Genomic DNA, 17622 nt, shown 5'->3' with positions numbered 1-17622 from the left:
CAGACGGTTCTTCAGGTGGTTCTTCACGCGGCTCTCCTTGCCGACTGCTCGGGCTCCGCGGGCCGCCCGGACCGGTCGGTCGCATCGGACCGGCCTGACCGCTCGGCCTGCTTCTCGGCCCGCTTCCGCCCGCCGCGCTCCCCGCGGCGGGACTTCTTGCGGGGCAGATAGACGAGCGCCTCGGTCCCGGCGAAGCGCAGGACGAACGTCGTCACCAGGGCGAGCGCGGTCGCGGGCAGCGCGCCCATCCCGAACTCCCCCACGAACAGGGCGATCAGCGGGATGCGCAGCACCAGGTCGGCGTTGGCGAGCAACGCGAACCGGCCGACGCGGTCCCACCCCTTGCGGTACTGGCGCCGCTCGCGGAAGCAGAGGTGCTCGATGAGGAAGAAGTTCCAGAGCACCCCGAGCTGATTGGCGAGGATCTCGGCGGGGACGTAGTGCATCCCGGCCGAGGTGAGGGCGTACAGACCCGCGAGGTTCGGCAGGAAGCCGGTGACACCGATCAGCCCGAAGACCATCATGCGGGCCAGCGGCGACGCGGTGCGCAGTCCGACGAGGTGGCGCAGGAACCTGAGGCCCTCCTGCGCGGTCGACTTGGACTCGCCGGCGTACCGGTCCTGGAAGACGAAGGGCACCTCCGTGACCCGGCGCGGACGGCTGCGCACGGCCAGTTCGAGGAGGATCTTGTAGCCGAGCGGCTGGAGGATCTCGGCGGTGACCGCGCTGCGCCGGATCGCGAAGAAGCCGCTCATCGGGTCGCTGATGCCGTGCAGCCGGCGCGGGAAGAGGGACTTGGTGAGCCAGGTCGCCCCGCGTGAGACGGCCACCCGGTAGCTGCCCGCGAGTCCGGCGCGGCTGCCGCCCTTGATGTAGCGGGAGGCGACCACCAGGCCAGCCGACGACCGCTCCCCGGTCGCCACCAGATCCGGTACCAGCGACGGCGGGTGCTGCAGATCGCCGTCCATGACGACGATCCAGTCGGAGGTGGCCGCCTTGATGCCCTCGACCACCGCGCCGCCGAGGCCGCCGACCGGTTCGTCGCGGTGCAGCACGGTCACCGGGAACGGGCAGTCCTGCGCGGCCTTCTCGATCACCTCGGGGGTGTCGTCGGTGGAGTCGTCCACGAAGACGACCTCGCAGGGCAGCCGCCCGGGGACCGTCTCGGTGATCCGGTGCAGCAACTCCCGTACGTTCGCGGACTCGTTGAAGGTCGGTACGACGATGGTGACGGCGCCCGGCTCGGGGACCTCGGCACCCCGCGCGGCCGGATCGCCGAGTGCCCCGGGCGCGGTGGACTCGTGGCTTCCGCTGTTCATCGGTCGCCTCCAGCGGCCTCGATCTTGCGGATCTCGATACGGTCCTCGCCGGTGCCGAAGGTGGCGACCGGGGTCGAGTTCTCGATGGCGCCCTTGACGTTGGGCAGGTCGACCGCGTCACGCCGTACGGTCGGGGAGGCGACCACGTAGTCGAGGTCGCGCCAGCCGCGCGGCATCGTCTTCGTCACCGCCGGGTCGAGGTCGGCCTTGTAGAACCAGATGACGCCGAGCCCCGGCTTGTAGCCCTCGTGGACGAGGTCCAGCCAGAGCGCGTCGTCGACGAGGACCCGGGTGCCCGCGGGGTCCTCGACCTCGCTGCCGAGCCACTTCGCGGCCTGCTGGTAGGGGGCGTTGGCGTCGAACGTCATCGCGGTGTGGTTGCCGTCGTACCAGCGCGGGACGACGTACACCGTCGCGGCGGCGGCCAGCGCCAGGGCCACACCGTGCCGTGCCCAGGTCAGGGCCCGGTGCTCGGTCGTGCTCCGCCACCGGCGCAGTACGCCGTGCGCGACGCTCGCCGTGCCGCCCGCGAGGACGAGGGCGAGGAAGGGCAGGGCCTGGAGGACGTACATCGCGGGGAGGTAGCCGGGGCGCAGGGCCATGCCGGCGAGGATCGCGACGGCGAGCGCCGGTCCGGCGAGGGCGCGCGCGGTCACCGACCAGCGCCAGGTCACCAGCAGGAGCAGGGCACCCGCGAGGCCGCCGAGCGGCAGGACCCGGTCGTAGTACAGCCAGGACTGCAGGACGCCGTACGAGCCGGTGCCCTCGGTGAGGATGAAGCCGGAGCCGGGGCGGCTCATCTGGTAGACGATGCCGTCCCACAGCGACACATGGCCGGCTCCGGGCAGCAGCTCGCCCTTGAGCAGGGCGAACAGCGGGTACGAGACGCCGATCAGGACGCAGGCGGTGACGGCGCCGGTGAGGGCGAACTTCCGGGTGTCGCGGTGGCTGTGCCGCCACATGGTGAGCAGCACGGCGGGCAGGACGAGGAGCATCGTCTCCTTGGTGAGCACGGCCGCGGCGGCGGCGATGCCGGCGCCGAAGTGGTGCCAGAGGTGACGGCTCGGTGAGGCGGCGAGGCAGAACGCGAGGAGCGTCCACATCACCGCGATGTTGTCGAGGAAGATCTCCCGCTGGAGCACCACCGACAGCGGGGACAGCCCGAAGAGGGCCATGCCGAGGCCGGCGGCCCAGCGGGGCAGCGACAGACGGCGGCCGAGGACGTAGACGAGGATCGCGCTGACGGCGCTGATCAGCAGCATCACCGCGCGCATCGAGCCGACGGTCATCGACTCGGGGGAGAGCTGGGCGGGGATCCAGGTCAGTACGGCGAGCTGGATCCAGCCGAGCGGCGGGTGGTCGTACCAGTAGGTGTAGTGGGCGAGTCCCCTGCCCTCCTGCACGGCCCAGGCCTGGGCGAGGTAGGTGCCCTCGTCGTCGCTGAGGGTCGGGTAGTCGGCGATGTTCCAGCCCTGCACGATCATGATCGCGACGAGCAGGAGACCGCAGAGCAGCAGGTCGAGGCGGGAGTCGCGCAGCCGCTTGGGGCCCGGCGGAGCGACAGGGGACGGAGTCGTTCGACTGGTCGAACCGGCTGCGGGCGCAGCTGTCCGCTGCGCGGGAACCTTGACTTCCGTCTTGGTCGCCGCGGGAAGTATGGAGGTCACGCGGGAACGTCCTCTCGGTCCACGTTCGCGTTCACGAGATGTGCGCCGACGTGACTGGTCAACTCCCAGTCGTTGCGGCCGCGTTGCTCACGCCATACGGCGCGCACCGCGGCGAAGGCGAGGAGCACCTGGTAGAAGGGGCCGCCGACAACGAGCTTGGCGTAGTGCACGAACCGCACGCGCAGGCCGTACTGCTTGCCGAAGTCGTGCAGTCCGACCAGCTCGAACACGAAGGTGACGAGGGCGGTGACGGCCGGCAGGAAGGTGATGAAGGCGACGCCGACGGGGACGTCGAGGAAGAGCGCGACGGCCACGTTGAGCGGGATGATCACCCCGGAGATCGCCTGGAGATACGGGGTCATCAGGGTGTAGCGGGCCAGCAACCGCTGCCGGAATCCGGGCAGTTGCTTCCAGTCCTTCTTCCGGTAGACCTGGAGGAAGCCCTGGTTCCAGCGGGTGCGCTGCTTCATCAGGGACATCAGGCTGCCGGGGGTCTCCTCCCGGGTCACCATGTCGGAGTCGTAGGCGACGACGACCTTCTTGCCGACGCTGGAGAGCCGGACGCCCAGGTCGCAGTCCTCGGCGAGGCAGTGCGGGTCCCAGCCGTCGGCCTCGCGCAGGACGTCGGTGCGGACGAAGACGGTGTTGCCGCCGAGCGGGATGAACCCTTTCTGCGCATGCAGATGCAGCCGGGACCGGAACCAGAAGAAGTACTCCAGGCAGTTGCGCAGGCTGTACCAGCTGGAGTGGAAGTTGATGAGCTGCACTCCGCCCTGGACCACGTCCGCGCCCGTGGTGCGGAAGGCGTGGTCGACATGGGTGAGCAGCTCGGGATGGACCTGGTCCTCGGCGTCGAAGACCCCGACGACATCGCCGCGGCAGTGCGGCAGCGCCGTGTTCATGGCCTTCGGCTTGTTCTTCTTCTCGTGGTGGTCGACCACCACACGGACCCGCGGGTCCCGTTCCTCGGCGGCCCGGGCCACCGCGGTGGTCTCCGGGTCGTCGTGCCCGACGATCACGATGATCTCGAAGTCGTCGTGGCTGGATTCGAGCAGTCGTTGGATGGTGTGGTCCAGCACGGCCTGTTCATGGCGTGCCGGCAGCAGCAGTGAGAACGACACATGCTCGTCGCCGTCCGGTCTGCTGAAGCGGGTGGAGGCCAGCACTTCGGGCGTTCGCCACGCGTGCATCTGCCACCACAAGGTGAAGGCCGCCATCCAGAACAAGGCAAGCGAAACGACGGCTATGAAGACAGACGTCAGCAAAATAGATCCCCCCGGATCCCAATACCCCCTGTCGCGGCGGGAGTTACTCCCGACGCGTCACTGTGCAGAGACTAGGGGGAAACTGTGAACCCTGGGGACCCTTCCGATAAAAAGCGTGTTTCCGTTCGGTAGAACATCTAATCGGACGTGTCCGCACACCATGCCGTTTCCGGTCAGTTGTGCGCCCTTGCCCCGGTCCCTGACCGGCGACTTTCAGCCGGACGAGACCGTTCCAAGGGTCGAACGCAACCGGTCCACATCGGTCGTCGGAGCATCACATGTGAAATTACGGCAGACATACGCGGTCGGTTCACCGCCGACGAGCGGACGGTCGGCGAGCAGCGGCAGCTCGTCGCTCCCGGCCGTCCCGACAGCCACCACCGCACCGGGCGCGGTGCCCAGCAGAGCCGCCCGGTGCAGCTCCCGCGTCCCCGGATGCCCCTCGGGCCCTGCCCCGGGCCCGGACTCGGGTCCCACGACCGCCACCTCGCGCGGTCCGTCGAGCAGCGCCTCGGCCGTGGCCAGCCCCCACCCGATGAACCTCGGCGCGCGCGGGCCCAGGGCCTTCACCACGCCCAACGCCCGCTCGGCGGCGGCCCGATGGGGCTCGGAGCCGGTGTGCGCGGCATAGCCCAGCAGCGCCCCGGCCGCCGCGCTCCACCCGGACGGCGTGGCGTTGTCCGTCGGGTCCTGCGGGCGCCGGATCAGCTTCTCCGCGTCCACGGCGGTGTCGTAGAGCGCCCCGGACTCCGGGTCGGCGAACCGGGCGAGCACATGGTCGAGCAGGAACCCGGCGAACTCCAGCCACACCCCCTCCCCCGTGACCGACGCCAGCGCCAGGAACCCCTCGGCGACGTCCGCGTAGTCCTCCAGCACCCCCGCGTTGGCCCCCACCCGCCCGTCCTTGCTGGTCCGCGCGAGCCGCGCCTTCTCGTCCAGGTGCAGTCGTACGAGGAGGTCGGCGGCGGCGATCGCGGCGTCCACCAGGTCGGGACGGTCGAAGTAGGCGCCGGTCTCGGCGAGCGCGGCGACGGCGAGGCCGTTCCAGGCGGCCACCACCTTGTCGTCGCGGCCGGGGGCGGGGCGGCGCGAACGGGCCTCGCTCAGCCGCGCCTTGACCGACTCGATCGTCTCCGCGTCGAACACGCCCTCGTGCTGCGGCAGTTGCAGCACGGACGCGCCCTCCTCGAAGGTGCCCTCCTCCGTGACCCCGAAGTAGTGCGCGGCCAGCCGGGCGTCCTCCTCGCCGAGCACCTCGGTCAGCTGCCCGGGCGTCCAGACGTAGTACGCCCCCTCGACGTGCTTCCCGGTGCCGGTGCCGTCGTCGCTGTCGGCGTCCAGGGCGGAGGCGAACCCGCCCTCGTTCGTCCGCAGTTCACGGACCATGAAGTCGGCGGTCTCCAGCGCCACCCGCCGGGCCAGCTCGGAGCCGGTGGCCCGCCAGAGGTGGGCGTAGACCCGGCAGAGCAGGGCGTTGTCGTACAGCATCTTCTCGAAGTGCGGCACGATCCAGTCACGGTCGACCGAGTACCGGGCGAAGCCGCCGCCGAGCTGGTCGTAGATACCGCCGCGGGCCATCCGCTCACAGGTGTCCCGCGCCATCTGCAGCGCGCCCTCGGAGCCGGCGCGGGCCGCGTGCCGCAGCAGGAACTCGATCACCATCGAGGGCGGGAACTTGGGCGCCCGGCCGAAGCCGCCGCGCGCCGCGTCGTACTCCCGGGTGAGCCCCAGCAGCGCCTGCGCCAGCTCGTCCTCCCCGGGCACCTCGACCGACCCGAACGTCAGCTCCCGGCCCGCCAGATCCCGCACGATCTTCCCGGCGACCTCGGCGACCTCGTCCCGCCGGTCGGCCCAGGCCGCCCGCACGCCCTCCAGCACCTGCCGGAAGGAGGGGCTGCCGTGCCGGGGAGCGGGCGGGAAGTAGGTCCCGAAGTAGAAGGGCTCCCTCTCCGGCGTCAGGAACACGGTCATGGGCCAGCCGCCCTGCCCGGTCGCCGCCTGCACGGCCTCCATGTACACGGCGTCGACGTCCGGCCGCTCCTCCCGGTCCACCTTCACGCTCACGAAGTGCGCGTTCAGGTAGTCGGCGGTCTCCTGGTCCTCGAAGGACTCGTGGGCCATGACGTGGCACCAGTGGCAGGAGCTGTACCCCACGCTCAGCAGCACCGGCACCCCGCGCCGCCGCGCCTCCTCGAACGCCTCGGCCGACCAGGGCCACCAGTCCACCGGGTTGTCGGCGTGCTGGAGGAGGTAGGGGGAGGTCTCGTGGGCCAGTCGATTCGCCATGGTCACCATCATCACCCAGTACCCGGGGATGACGGTTCAGCACAGGGCCGCGCCCCTGAAAGGGGCGCGGGGCCGAGTCGATATGCGGCTCCGCCGCGTGAGCGCGAGCAACCACGACGCACCCGCACCCGGCGAACCACCCTGATGCCCCACGGCGCACCCCCGCACCTGAACCTTCACCATCGATCAGGCCCTCTCGCCTAGTTGGACTACGCCCCGCACACTGGCCGGAGGCAACCGTTTCGGCGACAGGGGGAATCGTGATGCGGGACAGCCACCGGGGAGACGCCGAAGGGCTGTTGGTGCGGGCGGTCGAGGACGAGGTCCGCAGGTCGGGCGGGCGCACGGACGGCGTCGTCCTGCTCGGCCGGGCCCGCTCCGCCCTGGACACGATGGCGCGGAACGCCGCGGAGGAGTACGAGGCGTACACCCGCGCGCTGGACGAGTCGGAGGCCGGCCGTCTCACCTTCGGCCAGCGCTACGCGAAGGAGGGCTCCGGAACTCCCCTGCTGGTCGCGGCCGTCGCGGCCGGTACGGCGGTCGTGACCGACCTGTCGTTCGGCGTCGACGCCGGTACCGCCGTGAGCACCGGCGTGATCGTCGGCATCGCGAGCGCCGTGGCCACGGTCCTGAAGGTCACCGCGTCCCACGTCCCCGCGAACCACCACCGGGCCGGCGCCCTGGGCCAGCCCGGCGGCCCCGAACAGCTGCGGCTGCAGTGGCTGACGGCGCTGGAGGTGCGCGGGATACGGCCGTTCCTCGACCAGCAGCGCGTCCTCGCCGCGTCCACGGCGAAGAAGAAGGCGCCCCAGCTGCGCGGCGCCGACAAGAGCGCGGCGGCCCGGCGGCGGAACGTACTGGAGCAGTCGTTCGCCCAACTCCCGGAGGCCGACGACCGGTTCGCGGGCCGGAAGGCGGAGATGGGCAAGATCCGCCAGTGGGTGCAGGCAGCCCGCGCGGAGACCGAGACCCGGCCGACCGTCGTCGTGCTGCACGGCACCCCCGGCTCCGGCCGTACCGCGCTCGCCGTCCACGCGACGCACGAGCTGCGGGACCACTTCCGCGGGGCGTGCGTGGTCGATCTGCGCGCCGACAGCCCGGAGGAGACCCCGCTGTCCACCCGGGACGCGCTGATGCACCTGCTGAATCGTCTCGGCGCCCCCCGCGACCAGCTCCTGTTCCGGGAGCGCACCTCCCAGGACCAGCAGGTCAAACGGCTCAGCGAGCTGTACCACCAGCATCTGACGGCGTTGCCGGTGGCCATCGTCCTCGACGACGCCGCCGACCCCGAGCAGGTCCGCACCCTCGTCCCCGAACGCTCCGACAGCCTCGTCCTCATCACCTCCCGCGCCCCGCTCGCCCTCCCCGCCGACCTGCCCGCCTGGGTCCACCAGCTCCCGGTCGAGGCGCTCGACGGGAAGGGCGCGCTGGAACTCCTGGAGACGGTGGCTCAGGCGGCCGAGGTGCTGTCTTCGGGGCCCCCGGCACAGGCGCACGGCAACTCGGGCTCGGCGAAAGCCGTGAAAGTGACCGAACCGTACGCGTACAACGCCGAAGCCGTCGCCCGCATCCGGGAGCTGTGCGGCGGCCTGCCGCTCGCCCTGCGCGTCGCCGGCTCCTCCCTCGGCCCGCGTGAGCCCCGCCGACTGGCCACCGACCTGGGCGCGTACGGCCCGGTCGAGCCGGTCGAGCGCGCCCTGTGGCTGCGCTACACCGACTTCGGGGAGTCCTCGCGCCAGCTGTTCCGCCGGCTGGCGCTGGCGGGCCGCGCCTCCCTGGGCGCGGCGGCGGCCGCCTCGCTCCTCGCCACCGACGAGGCGGAGGCGACCCGCCATCTCAGAGCGCTCTCCCACGCCGGCCTGATCGACCACGTCCACGGCAACCGCTACCGGCTGCACGACCAGGTCCGCGCCTTCGCCCACGCCCGGCTGCTCGACGAGGAGCCGGCGAGCGAGCGCACCGCCGCGCAGGAACGCCTCATCGTCACCTACGCCGACCTCGCCGACTCCGTGCTGCGTCTGGTCGACGGCAACATGTCGACCCGCTCGGACCGCTTCGGCCAGCACGGCTTCGTGTCACTGGAGGAGGCGCTGCGCTGGCTGGACGACGAGACCAGCTTCATCACCTCCACGCTCCGGCACGCGGAGGGCGTCAACCAAGCCGCCGTCCTGAGCCTCCTGGGCGCCCTGTGCGACTACTGCCTGCTGCGCGGCGACCTCTACCGCCTCGGTGAACTCAGCGAACTGGCCCAGTCGGTGGACCAGGGCCTGCTGACCCGCTCGGTCCAGTGGCGTACGGGTATCGCGGCCCGGCAGCTGGGCGAGCTGGACAAGGCCCGCACGACGCTCGCCTCGGTCGTCGACCTCTACCGCGAGACGAACCACGACGCGGGCGCCGCCCGTGCGCTGTGCTCCCTGGGCATCACCCTCCACCACCAGGGCAATCTGACCGAGGCGGCGGCCAAGCTCCTGGAGGCGCTGCAGATGCAGTCGGTCCCCGAGCTGGCGGCCGACCGCGCGTGGACGATGCACGCGCTGGCGGCGGTGGAACGCGACCGCTCCCATCTGGCGGACGCCCTGGACCTGCTGACCCGCGCCCTGGTCGTCCACCGCCAGCAGGAGTCCCTGCACGGCGAGGGCTGGGCCTACTTCCAGCTCGGCCAACTCCTGCTGCGCATGGGCGAGATACCGCAGGCGGAGAGCGAACTGCGGACCGCCCTGGACCTGTTCGGCCGTACCCGCGACGCCCGGGGCCAGGCCTGGTCGATGACCCAGCTGGCCCGTGCCCGGCTCGTCGCCGGCGACCCCTCGGCCGCCGTGGACGGGCTGCGCCAGGCCGTCTCCCGCCACCGCGACAACGAGGACGCGCGCGGCGAGGCCTGGTCCGGCTACTACCTGGGCCAGGCGCTGGAGGAGACCGGCAACCTCGACCAGGCGGTCCGTGAACTGGAACGCTCCCGCACGATGTTCTCCCGGATGCGGGACGTCTACGGTCTGGCCTGCGCCCGGCACCACTCGGCCCGTGTCACCCGCGACCAGCGGGCCGTGCAGACCGGCTCGCTGCGCAACTCCGGCTTCGCCCGGCAGCTCCTCGTCGACGCCCGCGCCGACTTCCAGCGCATCGGCGTCGCCCACGGCGAGGCCTGGACCTGCCTGGAGCTGGCGGTCGTGGACGCGGGCAACACCCGCACCCCGCAGGCCCTGGCCCTCTGCGAGGAGGCCGTCCGCCTCTTCACGTCCTACGGCGACCGCCGCGGCGAGGACTGGGCCCGCTTCCTGAAGTGCACCCTGCTCCCCTACGCGGCCCCCGGCGGCGTGGAGATCGGCACCGCCGTCGCCCAGGAGGACCTGGCGCACCTCTCCCGCACGGCCCATCCCCTGCGCGACGAGAAACTCACCGAGTACATCGAGGCCTACGAACTCCTCCTCGAACGCGGCATCAACCTGGAGACCGGCTGGCGGGCCTGGACCCTGGGCATGGTCCCCAACCGCCACGCCCGGGAGGTGATGGGGGTGCCGGTGCGCTGAGCGACGGCACGACGTGACCCTGCGGCACCGGCGCGGTGCCGCAGAGTCATGCCGTGGAGCCTGTCGCGCCGGTCGACGCGGCGGTCAGCTCTTCGCCGGAGTCGACTTCCCGGCCGCGTCCGTCGTCGTCTCCCCGACGGGGGCGTCCGGGTCGGGTGACTCCTTGAAGTCGACCTTGGCCATCTGCTTGTTCATGGACTTCATCAGACCCCAGACGGCCAGGGCCATCACCGCGAAGACGATGAAACCGAGGACGCCGGGGGTGACCTTGTCCTCGTCCACCTCCTTGGCGAGGGGGACGAGGTGTGCGACTGCCAGGCTTACGCTCATGCCTGGCATTGTCCCCCAGGGCTAACGGATGCCCGCAAAGAGGTCGTCCTCGGGGAGCGAGGTGTCCACGAGGGACTTCGCGAGCTCGTACTCCTCGGTGGGCCAGACCTCCTTCTGCAGGTCCAGGGGGACACGGAACCAGCCGCCGTCGGGGTCGATCTGTGTGGCGTGGGCGATGAGAGCCTTGTCACGGATCTCGTAGAAGTCGGCGCAGGGCACATGCGTGGTGAGCGTGCGGTCCTTGTGCTCGGACTCGTCCCAGCGCTTCAGCCAGTCGCCGTACGGGGACTCCATGCCGCGCGTGATCAGCGCGTTGTGCAGCGCCTCGGTGCGGGCGCGGTTGAAGCCCTGGTTGTAGTACAGCTTCTGCGGCCGGTACGCCGGGCCGTACTCGCCCTCGGGGTACTTCTCGGTGTCCGTCGCCCCCTCGAACGCCACCATGGAGATCTTGTGGGTCATGATGTGGTCGGGGTGCGGGTATCCGCCGTTCTCGTCGTAGGTGGTGATCACCTGGGGACGGAAGGCGCGGATCTTCCGGACCAGCTCGCCGGCCGCCTTGTCGACGTCCTCCAGGGCGAAGCAGCCGTCGGGAAGAGGCGGCAGGGGGTCGCCCTCCGGGAGACCGGAGTCGATGAAGCCGAGCCACTCCTGCCCGACGCCGAGGATCTCCCGGGCCTCGTCCATCTCCTTCTTGCGCACCTCGTGAATGTGCTCCTCGATGTACTTGTCGCCCTGCAGTTTCGGATTGAGGATGGAGCCGCGCTCCCCGCCCGTGCAGGTCACGACCAGCACGTCCACCCCCTCGGACACATACTTCGCCATGGTGGCCGCACCCTTGCTCGACTCGTCGTCGGGGTGTGCGTGCACGGCCATCAGTCGCAGCTGGTCAGTCAAGACTCATTCCCTCGTAACTCGGCGCCCGGCCTGGACTTCGGTGACTCGGCCCGGCGCGATCCGGTGAGTCCATACTGCCGTCCCGCGCGGACACCCGTACGGGGCGGCCGTCAGGCTCTGGGCGGGGGGCTTCTATAGTGACGGCATCGGGGGGCGGGAAATTCCCGGCCCGGACCGTTCCACGGCCCGGACGCCCTGCCGGGGGCATCCTCCCGGCCCCTTTCCGATGAGGACTCCGAGAGGACGACGATGACCACGGCGAGCACGCGGCCTCCCGAGGGCCGCTACGGCCCCTCCGCGGACGAGCGCGCCGACCGCAGACTCAAGGTCATCGGCAGTGTCCTGGGCGCGGCCCTGCTCGTGCTCATCGGCTGGTTCGCCTACCACTATGTGGCCGGCAACAAGATCAGCGTCGAGGTCTACACCTTCGATACCTCGGCGAACTCGGTCAAGGTGCATCTCAGGGGCGACAAGGACGCCGGTGTCGAGGCGTACTGCACGGTGCGCTCCCAGTCCGAGGACGGTGCCGAGGTCGGCCGCGCCGACTTCCGCTTCGCCGCCGACACCACGGACATCGACGAGGTCGTCACCCTGAAGACCACCTCGCGCGGCACCACCGCCGAACTGCTCGGCTGTCACGCGAGCGCGAGCTGAGCCCTCGGCTCTCCGTGAGCGCGGGCTGACCTGCGTGGACGTAACGCTTGTGGTTTATGTCCTCCCCCTTCCGCCGCTGAATTGTTAGGCTCGTGGTTTCGCCCACTCGTGAAGGAACATTCTTCTGGGTAGGGCGATGCTTTGTATTCCCAGTACCTACGAGGAGCACCTGTGACCCAGACCAGTGAGAACGTCACCTGGCTGACCCAGGAGGCGTACAACCAGCTGAAGGCCGAGCTGGCGTACCTGTCTGGTCCTGCGCGCACGGAGATCGCCGCCAAGATCGCGGCCGCGCGCGAGGAGGGCGACCTGCGCGAGAACGGCGGGTACCACGCGGCCAAGGAAGAGCAGGGCAAGCAGGAACTCCGTGTGCGGCAGCTGACCCAGCTCCTGGAGAACGCGAAGGTCGGCGAGGCGCCGGCGTCCGCGGACGGCGCGGTGGCGCCCGGCATGGTCGTGACGATCGCCTTCGACGGCGACGAGGACGACACCGTGACCTTCCTCCTCGCCTCCCGTGAGTACGCCAGCTCCGACATCGAGACCTACTCGCCGCAGTCCCCGCTCGGCTCGGGCGTGACCGGCAAGAAGGTCGGCCAGGACGCGCAGTACGAGCTGCCGAACGGCAAGTTCGCCTCGGTGAAGATCCTCAAGGCCGTGCCCTACCAGAGCTGAGCGATATCCGGGGAGCCGAGCGCTCCACCGTCGCTCGTCCCGTGGCCCCCGGCGCCCCTTCGGCGCCGGGGGCCACGGTCATGTCCGGGGCCGGTCGCCGCTCGGCCTTGCGCTCGCTCTCCTTCTCATCCCGCCATCCCGCTCGTCCCGCTCATCCCGCCGCCGAGCGGTACTTCCGTACGGACAGGGTCCGGAATATGACGATGATCAGGACCGAGTAGATCAGTGAGGCCCAGACCGGGTGCTGCATGGGCCAGGCGTCCGACGGTGACACCCCGGGGTTGCCGAACAGCTCACGGCAGGCCTGGACGGTGGCACTGAACGGGTTCCAGTCGGCCACATGCTGCAGCCAGGGCGTCATACGGCTGGAGTCCACGAACGCGTTCGAGATGAAGGTGACCGGGAAGAGCCAGATCAGCCCGCCGGAGGTGGCCGCCTCGGGGGTGCGGACCGAGAGACCGATGAGAGCGCCGACCCAGGTGAAGGCGTATCCGAGGAGGAGCAGCAGGCCGAACGCGCCGAGCACCTCGCCGAAGCTGGTGTGGGTGCGCCAGCCGACGAGCAGGGCGACCACGGCCAGCACGGCGAGGGTGAGCGCCGTCTGGACCAGGTCGGCGAGCGTCCGCCCGGTGAGCACGGCCCCGCGCGCCATGGGCAGCGAACGGAAGCGGTCGATGAGCCCCTTGTGCATGTCGTCGGCGATGCCCGCTCCCGCACCGGCGGTGGCGAAGGTGACGGTCTGCGCGAAGATGCCGGCCATCAGGAACTCGGTGTAGACGTCGGGGTCCGTGGTGCCGCCGATGTTCATGGAGCCACCGAACACATAGGTGAACAGCACCACGAACATGATGGGTTGAATAAGCCCGAAAATTACCATTTCTGGAATACGGGACATCCTGATCAGATTGCGCTTGGCGACGACCATCGAGTCCCGGACGGACCGGGTGATCGGATTGCCGGACGGTGCGACGCGCGCGGCGCCGGTGGCGGCACTCACTTCGCCCCCTCCTTCCGGCGGCCGTGGCCTCTGGCGTCGGCGGCCCCGCCGGTCTCCTCGGCCTCGTCCTTCACCTCGGCGAGGTGTCCCGTCAGGGAGAGGAACACATCGTCCAGGGTGGGGCGGCGCAGGCCGATGTCGTCGATCTCGATGCCCCGGGTGTCCAGCTCGCGGATGACCTCGGCAAGGAGCTTGGCACCGCCGGTCACGGGCACGGTGAGCTTGCGGGTGTGCTCCTCGACCGTGGTGTCGCCCTTGCCGAAGCCGGTGAGCACCTCGACGGCGTCCGGGATGCGCTCGCGCTCGTGCACGACGACCTCGACGCGCTCTCCGCCGGTGCGGGCCTTGAGCTGGTCGGAGGTGCCGCGGGCGATGACCCGGCCGTGGTCGACGACGGCGATGTCGTGGGCGAGGTGGTCGGCCTCTTCGAGGTACTGGGTGGTGAGCAGCAGGGTCGTACCGCCGGAGACCAGCTGCTTGATCACTCCCCACAGCTCCTGGCGGTTGCGTGGGTCGAGGCCGGTGGTGGGCTCGTCCATGAACATGACCGGCGGCGACACCACCAGCGCGGCGGCGAGGTCGAGCCGGCGGCGCATTCCGCCCGAGTACGTCTTGGCGGGGCGGTCGGCGGCGTCGGCGAGATGGAACTGCTCCAGCAGCTCACCCGCGCGCACCTTCGCGGCCTTGGCCCGCATCTGGTAGAGCTGGCCGACCATCTGGAGGTTCTCCCGGCCCGTCAGATATTCGTCGACCGCGGCGAACTGGCCGGAGAGGCCGACCGAGCGCCGTACGGCGTCGGGGTCCTTCAGCACGTCGATGCCGGCCACCACGGCTCTGCCGCTGTCGGGCCGGAGCAGGGTGGTGAGGCAGCGGACGGTGGTCGTCTTGCCCGCGCCGTTCGGCCCGAGCAGACCCAGGACGGTGCCCTCGGGGACGTCGAGGTCGACGCCGTCGAGGGCTCTTACGTCGCCGAAGGTCTTCACCAGACCTTCGGCATGGATGGCGCCTGGCATGTGATGTCTCCACGTCTTTGGGGGTTCTTCACAGCGATATCGGGTTCTTCGCAACGAACACGAGACACACCATAACGCGATGTATCGCGTCTCTCAATGGACTTTCCCGAACGAGTGACGAGGGAGGACCGAAGGGGCGCCCGGCTCAGTCGATGACGGTGTAACCCGCCTCGCGGAGCGCGTGGTTGACCTCGGCGCAGTGCTTGGGGCCCCTCGTCTCCAGGTGCAGTTCGACCTCCACCTCCGTGAGCCCGAGCCGGGGGTCGGTCCGTACGTGACTCACATCCAGGACATTAGCGTCGACCACTGACAACACTCCCAGAAGTGTGGCGAGGGCGCCGGGGCGGTCGGTGAGACGGAGGCGTACCTGCAGGTAGCGGCCTCCCGCGGCCATGCCGTGCCGCAGGATGCGCTGCATCAGCAGCGGGTCGACGTTGCCGCCGGAGAGCACCGCGACGACCGGGCCCGCGAAGGACCCCGGATCCCGCAGCAGGGCCGCGACGGGACTGGCCCCGGCCGGTTCCACGACCAGCTTGGCCCGCTCCAGACAGAGCAGCAGGGCGCTGGAGAGGTTGTACTCCGAGACCGTACGGACCTCGTCCACCAGGTCGGCGACGATCGCGAACGGTACGTCGCCGGGGCGTCCGACCTTGATGCCGTCGGCCATCGTCGCCGGGTTCTCCACGGCCACGGGCACCCCGGCGGCCAGCGACGGCGGATACGCGGCGGCGCCCTCCGCCTGGACGCCGACGACCCTCACGTCCGGGCGCAGCGACTTCACCGCGACCGCGATACCGGCCGCGAGCCCGCCGCCGCCGATCCCGACGACGATCGTGCGCACCTCGGGGCACTGCTCCAGGATCTCCAGGCCGACCGTGCCCTGACCCGCGATGACGTCATGGTGGTCGAACGGGTGGATGAACACCGCGCCCGTCTCCTCCGCGTACTCCCGGGCGGCGGCCAGCGTCTCGTCGACCACCGTGCCGTGCAGCCGCACCTCGGCGCCGTACTCCTCGGTCGCGCTGATCTTCGGCAGCGGGGCGCCCTTCGGCATGAAGACCGTGGAGCGCACCCCGAGCAGCGAGGAGGCGAGGGCGACGCCCTGGGCGTGGTTGCCGGCGCTCGCGGCGACGACACCGGCGGCGCGCTCCTCGGGCAGCAGGCCCGCGATCCGGACGTACGCGCCGCGCAGCTTGAACGAGCCCGTCCGCTGCAGGTTCTCGCACTTGAGGTGCACGGGGGCGCCGACGAGCTGCGACAGATGCCTGCTGCCCTCCATGGCGGTGACACGTGAAACACCCGTAAGCATCTTCTGCGCGCCCCGCACGTCGTCGATCGTCACGCGCGGAAAGGAGTCAGCCGTGCTGTAGCTCATGACCACAGTCTCGCAGTTCACAGGGGCCGCAGGCGGGTGTGACCAAGGGGCGGGACCCGGTTTCAGCGGGGCCCGTACACCCCGCGCCCGGTCCGCGTACTCTGTCCCCCAACCCAGCGCCCCACGCATGAATTGAGCCTTTGGCCATGCCCACAACACCTGAAATGTCGATGGACATGACGACCGTCGGTGACAACGGTCTTCTCGACACGCTGCAGCACGAGGTCGCGGTGTTCGCACGCCGTGCCGAACAGACCCGGCTCGGCGGCGTCGGGCAGGTGCGCAACTCCATGGACCGTGCCGCGTACCTGCTGCTCAACCGCCTCGACAACGAGGGTCCGATGGGCGTCAAGGCGCTCGCGGCGAGCATGGGGATCGACTCCTCGACGGTGACCCGCCAGGTGGCGCCGCTCGTGGACACCGGACTCGTCAAGCGCACCTCCCACCCGGAGGACGGCCGGGCCGTGGTGCTCCAGCTGTCGCCGCGCGGACTGTCCCGCCTTGAGGAGGTACGTTCCTCCAGGCGTCAGCTGATGGCCGAACTCACCCAGGACTGGGCCCCCGAGGAGCGCGAGGCCTTCTGCTCCCTGCTCACCCGCTTCAACACCGCGCTGTCGACCCGTATGGCGGCCGCCCCCGAGGCACCGGCGCCCTCCTGACCCTTGACCGCACCCCCGCTCCTGGCCTGATATGAGACCGGGACCCGTGGTGGGCGGCGGCCGAGTCCGGACTCGGCCGATCTCGGTCCCTCAGGACCGGCGTCGGACGGGAGGGCGTGGTGCGAGATCGGCATGTGGCCCAAGGCGCCCGCCGGGCCCGGGAGTTCGAGGCGTTCGTCGCGGGTGCGGCGGGACGGCTGCTGCGGACCGCCACCCTGCTCACGGCCGAGCCCGCGGACGCCAATCCACGCGCGCGGCGGCTGCTGACCCACGCCCTCGCCCACACGTACGCCGGCTGGGACCGGCTGCGCGGCGAGGACCCCTACGACCGGACCCGGCAGCAGCTGGCCGTCCGCTTCGCGCGCGAGGCATGGCACCACCACACTCTCTTCGGCCACGCGCGCGGGGGCGTGCTGAGCGTGCTCAGCCCCCAGGAGCGGCTGGTCCTCGTCCTGCGGCTGCACGAGGGCGTCGCGGAGGAGCAGACGGCGGCGCTGCTCGGGCTGCCCGTGGAGCGGGTGCGGACGATCTGTCTGCGGGCGATGGCGACCGTTCTGCATCCCCCGCGCGCGGTCGCTCCCGAGAAGAAGGTCGTGGAGGTGGCGCCGTCATGAGTCTGCGGGAGCGCGAGGCGGCCGTACGGCGGATCCTGGAGCGCGGGCCGGTGCCGGTGCCGCCCGATCTGTGCGGGGCGGCGGTGCGGCGCGGCGGGCGGATGCTGCGGCGCCGGACGGTGGCCCGGCGCGTGATGTGGCTGGTGCTGACGGCCGCCGTGGTCGCGTTCTTCGTGTGGGCGCTGACCGCCCGCCCCTGGGTGGAGCCGCCGTCGACGACGACCCCGCAGGTGACGGGCTGGTGAGCGCCCGGGGCCGGGCCCCGAAGGGCCCGGCTCGCGGTCGTGACCAGTGCCGCGGCAGGCAACGTTTGCCCGTCAAGGAGCGGCGTCCGGTGCGTGCTCTCGGCG

The 17622-nt window shown here is 70.8% G+C and carries 15 protein-coding genes; 6 read left to right on the top strand and 9 right to left on the bottom strand.

Features of this window, described 5'->3' with window-relative positions:
* Nucleotides 1-23 precede the first annotated feature (23 nt).
* The 4 genes from J8M51_RS17690 to J8M51_RS17675 all read right to left on the bottom strand — a co-directional run bounded on the left by J8M51_RS17690 (nt 24) and on the right by J8M51_RS17675 (nt 6537).
* Complete coding sequence (locus J8M51_RS17690; RefSeq protein ID WP_086752663.1) at nt 24-1319, bottom strand: glycosyltransferase; 1296 nt, start codon at nt 1317-1319, stop codon at nt 24-26.
* Entirely contained in the window at nt 1316-2986 is a 1671-nt protein-coding gene (locus J8M51_RS17685) for an ArnT family glycosyltransferase (protein ID WP_086752664.1), read from the bottom strand. The genes J8M51_RS17690 and J8M51_RS17685 overlap by 4 nt, the downstream gene beginning before the upstream one ends.
* Nucleotides 2983-4251 carry a glycosyltransferase gene (locus tag J8M51_RS17680; protein WP_086752665.1) on the bottom strand — a complete coding sequence of 423 codons (1269 nt, stop codon included), beginning with the start codon at nt 4249-4251 and terminating at the stop codon, nt 2983-2985. Before J8M51_RS17680 ends, J8M51_RS17685 begins: the two co-directional genes overlap by 4 nt.
* Nucleotides 4252-4464: 213 nt before the next feature.
* A complete protein-coding gene (locus tag J8M51_RS17675; RefSeq protein WP_086752695.1) occupies nt 4465-6537 on the bottom strand; it encodes a thioredoxin domain-containing protein in 2073 nt (690 codons plus the stop codon).
* Between the two features lie 263 nt (nt 6538-6800).
* Here J8M51_RS17675 and J8M51_RS17670 point away from each other — a divergent pair, with 263 nt between their 5' ends.
* Nucleotides 6801-10064, top strand: a complete 3264-nt coding sequence (locus J8M51_RS17670) for a tetratricopeptide repeat protein (protein WP_086752666.1) — start codon at nt 6801-6803, stop codon at nt 10062-10064.
* Between the two features lie 84 nt (nt 10065-10148).
* Here the strand turns inward: J8M51_RS17670 and J8M51_RS17665 are convergent, their stop codons facing one another.
* Together J8M51_RS17665 and mca are read right to left on the bottom strand one after the other, a co-directional pair.
* A complete protein-coding gene (locus tag J8M51_RS17665) occupies nt 10149-10394 on the bottom strand; it encodes a hypothetical protein (RefSeq protein ID WP_086752667.1) in 246 nt (81 codons plus the stop codon).
* A 21-nt stretch (nt 10395-10415) separates the two neighbouring features.
* Entirely contained in the window at nt 10416-11267 is an 852-nt protein-coding gene (gene mca / locus J8M51_RS17660) for a mycothiol conjugate amidase Mca (protein ID WP_179202895.1), read from the bottom strand.
* A gap of 270 nt (nt 11268-11537) precedes the next feature.
* Here mca and J8M51_RS17655 point away from each other — a divergent pair, with 270 nt between their 5' ends.
* Both J8M51_RS17655 and greA read left to right on the top strand, forming a co-directional pair.
* On the top strand, nt 11538-11942 hold the full coding sequence (locus J8M51_RS17655) for a DUF4307 domain-containing protein (RefSeq protein WP_086752669.1): 405 nt from the start codon (nt 11538-11540) through the stop codon (nt 11940-11942).
* 171 nt (nt 11943-12113) lie between these two features.
* Complete coding sequence (gene greA, locus J8M51_RS17650; RefSeq protein WP_086752671.1) at nt 12114-12614, top strand: transcription elongation factor GreA; 501 nt, start codon at nt 12114-12116, stop codon at nt 12612-12614.
* Nucleotides 12615-12765: 151 nt separating this feature from the next.
* Here greA and J8M51_RS17645 read toward each other — a convergent pair whose 3' ends face one another.
* The 3 genes from J8M51_RS17645 to ilvA all read right to left on the bottom strand — a co-directional run bounded on the left by J8M51_RS17645 (nt 12766) and on the right by ilvA (nt 15999).
* A complete protein-coding gene (locus J8M51_RS17645; protein WP_086752673.1) occupies nt 12766-13611 on the bottom strand; it encodes an ABC transporter permease in 846 nt (281 codons plus the stop codon).
* A complete protein-coding gene (locus J8M51_RS17640; protein ID WP_086752675.1) occupies nt 13608-14624 on the bottom strand; it encodes an ATP-binding cassette domain-containing protein in 1017 nt (338 codons plus the stop codon). Before J8M51_RS17640 ends, J8M51_RS17645 begins: the two co-directional genes overlap by 4 nt.
* 145 nt (nt 14625-14769) lie before the next feature.
* Nucleotides 14770-15999, bottom strand: coding sequence for a threonine ammonia-lyase (gene ilvA, locus J8M51_RS17635; protein WP_086752696.1), 1230 nt, complete (start codon nt 15997-15999; stop codon nt 14770-14772).
* A gap of 164 nt (nt 16000-16163) precedes the next feature.
* On the opposite strand from ilvA, the gene J8M51_RS17630 reads away from it, so the two are divergent.
* The 3 genes from J8M51_RS17630 to J8M51_RS17620 all read left to right on the top strand — a co-directional run bounded on the left by J8M51_RS17630 (nt 16164) and on the right by J8M51_RS17620 (nt 17517).
* Nucleotides 16164-16658 carry a MarR family winged helix-turn-helix transcriptional regulator gene (locus J8M51_RS17630; protein ID WP_179202896.1) on the top strand — a complete coding sequence of 165 codons (495 nt, stop codon included), beginning with the start codon at nt 16164-16166 and terminating at the stop codon, nt 16656-16658.
* 119 nt (nt 16659-16777) lie between these two features.
* Complete coding sequence (locus J8M51_RS17625) at nt 16778-17272, top strand: sigma factor-like helix-turn-helix DNA-binding protein (RefSeq protein ID WP_256964052.1); 495 nt, start codon at nt 16778-16780, stop codon at nt 17270-17272.
* Nucleotides 17269-17517, top strand: coding sequence for a hypothetical protein (locus J8M51_RS17620; protein ID WP_086752679.1), 249 nt, complete (start codon nt 17269-17271; stop codon nt 17515-17517). The genes J8M51_RS17625 and J8M51_RS17620 overlap by 4 nt, the downstream gene beginning before the upstream one ends.
* Nucleotides 17518-17622: the final 105 nt, after the last annotated feature.

The sequence above is a fragment of the Streptomyces griseiscabiei genome, assembly GCF_020010925.1.
In the GTDB taxonomy this organism is placed as follows: Bacteria; Actinomycetota; Actinomycetes; order Streptomycetales; family Streptomycetaceae; genus Streptomyces; species Streptomyces griseiscabiei.
The sequence above is the reverse complement of the archived record's forward strand: the minus strand, read 5'-3'. Positions and strand labels throughout refer to the sequence as shown.

Excerpts from the sequence above, each read along its gene's own strand:
- J8M51_RS17640 (WP_086752675.1), bottom strand. The coding sequence starts at position 14,624 with ATGCCAGGCGCCATCCATGCCGAAGGTCTGGTGAAGACCTTCGGCGAC.
- J8M51_RS17670 (WP_086752666.1), top strand. The coding sequence starts at position 6,801 with ATGCGGGACAGCCACCGGGGAGACGCCGAAGGGCTGTTGGTGCGGGCG.
- J8M51_RS17665 (WP_086752667.1), bottom strand. The coding sequence starts at position 10,394 with ATGAGCGTAAGCCTGGCAGTCGCACACCTCGTCCCCCTCGCCAAGGAG.
- J8M51_RS17655 (WP_086752669.1), top strand. The coding sequence starts at position 11,538 with ATGACCACGGCGAGCACGCGGCCTCCCGAGGGCCGCTACGGCCCCTCC.
- ilvA (WP_086752696.1), bottom strand. The coding sequence starts at position 15,999 with ATGAGCTACAGCACGGCTGACTCCTTTCCGCGCGTGACGATCGACGAC.
- mca (WP_179202895.1), bottom strand. The coding sequence starts at position 11,267 with ATGGCCGTGCACGCACACCCCGACGACGAGTCGAGCAAGGGTGCGGCC.
- J8M51_RS17675 (WP_086752695.1), bottom strand. The coding sequence starts at position 6,537 with ATGGCGAATCGACTGGCCCACGAGACCTCCCCCTACCTCCTCCAGCAC.
- J8M51_RS17620 (WP_086752679.1), top strand. The coding sequence starts at position 17,269 with ATGAGTCTGCGGGAGCGCGAGGCGGCCGTACGGCGGATCCTGGAGCGC.
- J8M51_RS17690 (WP_086752663.1), bottom strand. The coding sequence starts at position 1,319 with ATGAACAGCGGAAGCCACGAGTCCACCGCGCCCGGGGCACTCGGCGAT.
- J8M51_RS17630 (WP_179202896.1), top strand. The coding sequence starts at position 16,164 with ATGTCGATGGACATGACGACCGTCGGTGACAACGGTCTTCTCGACACG.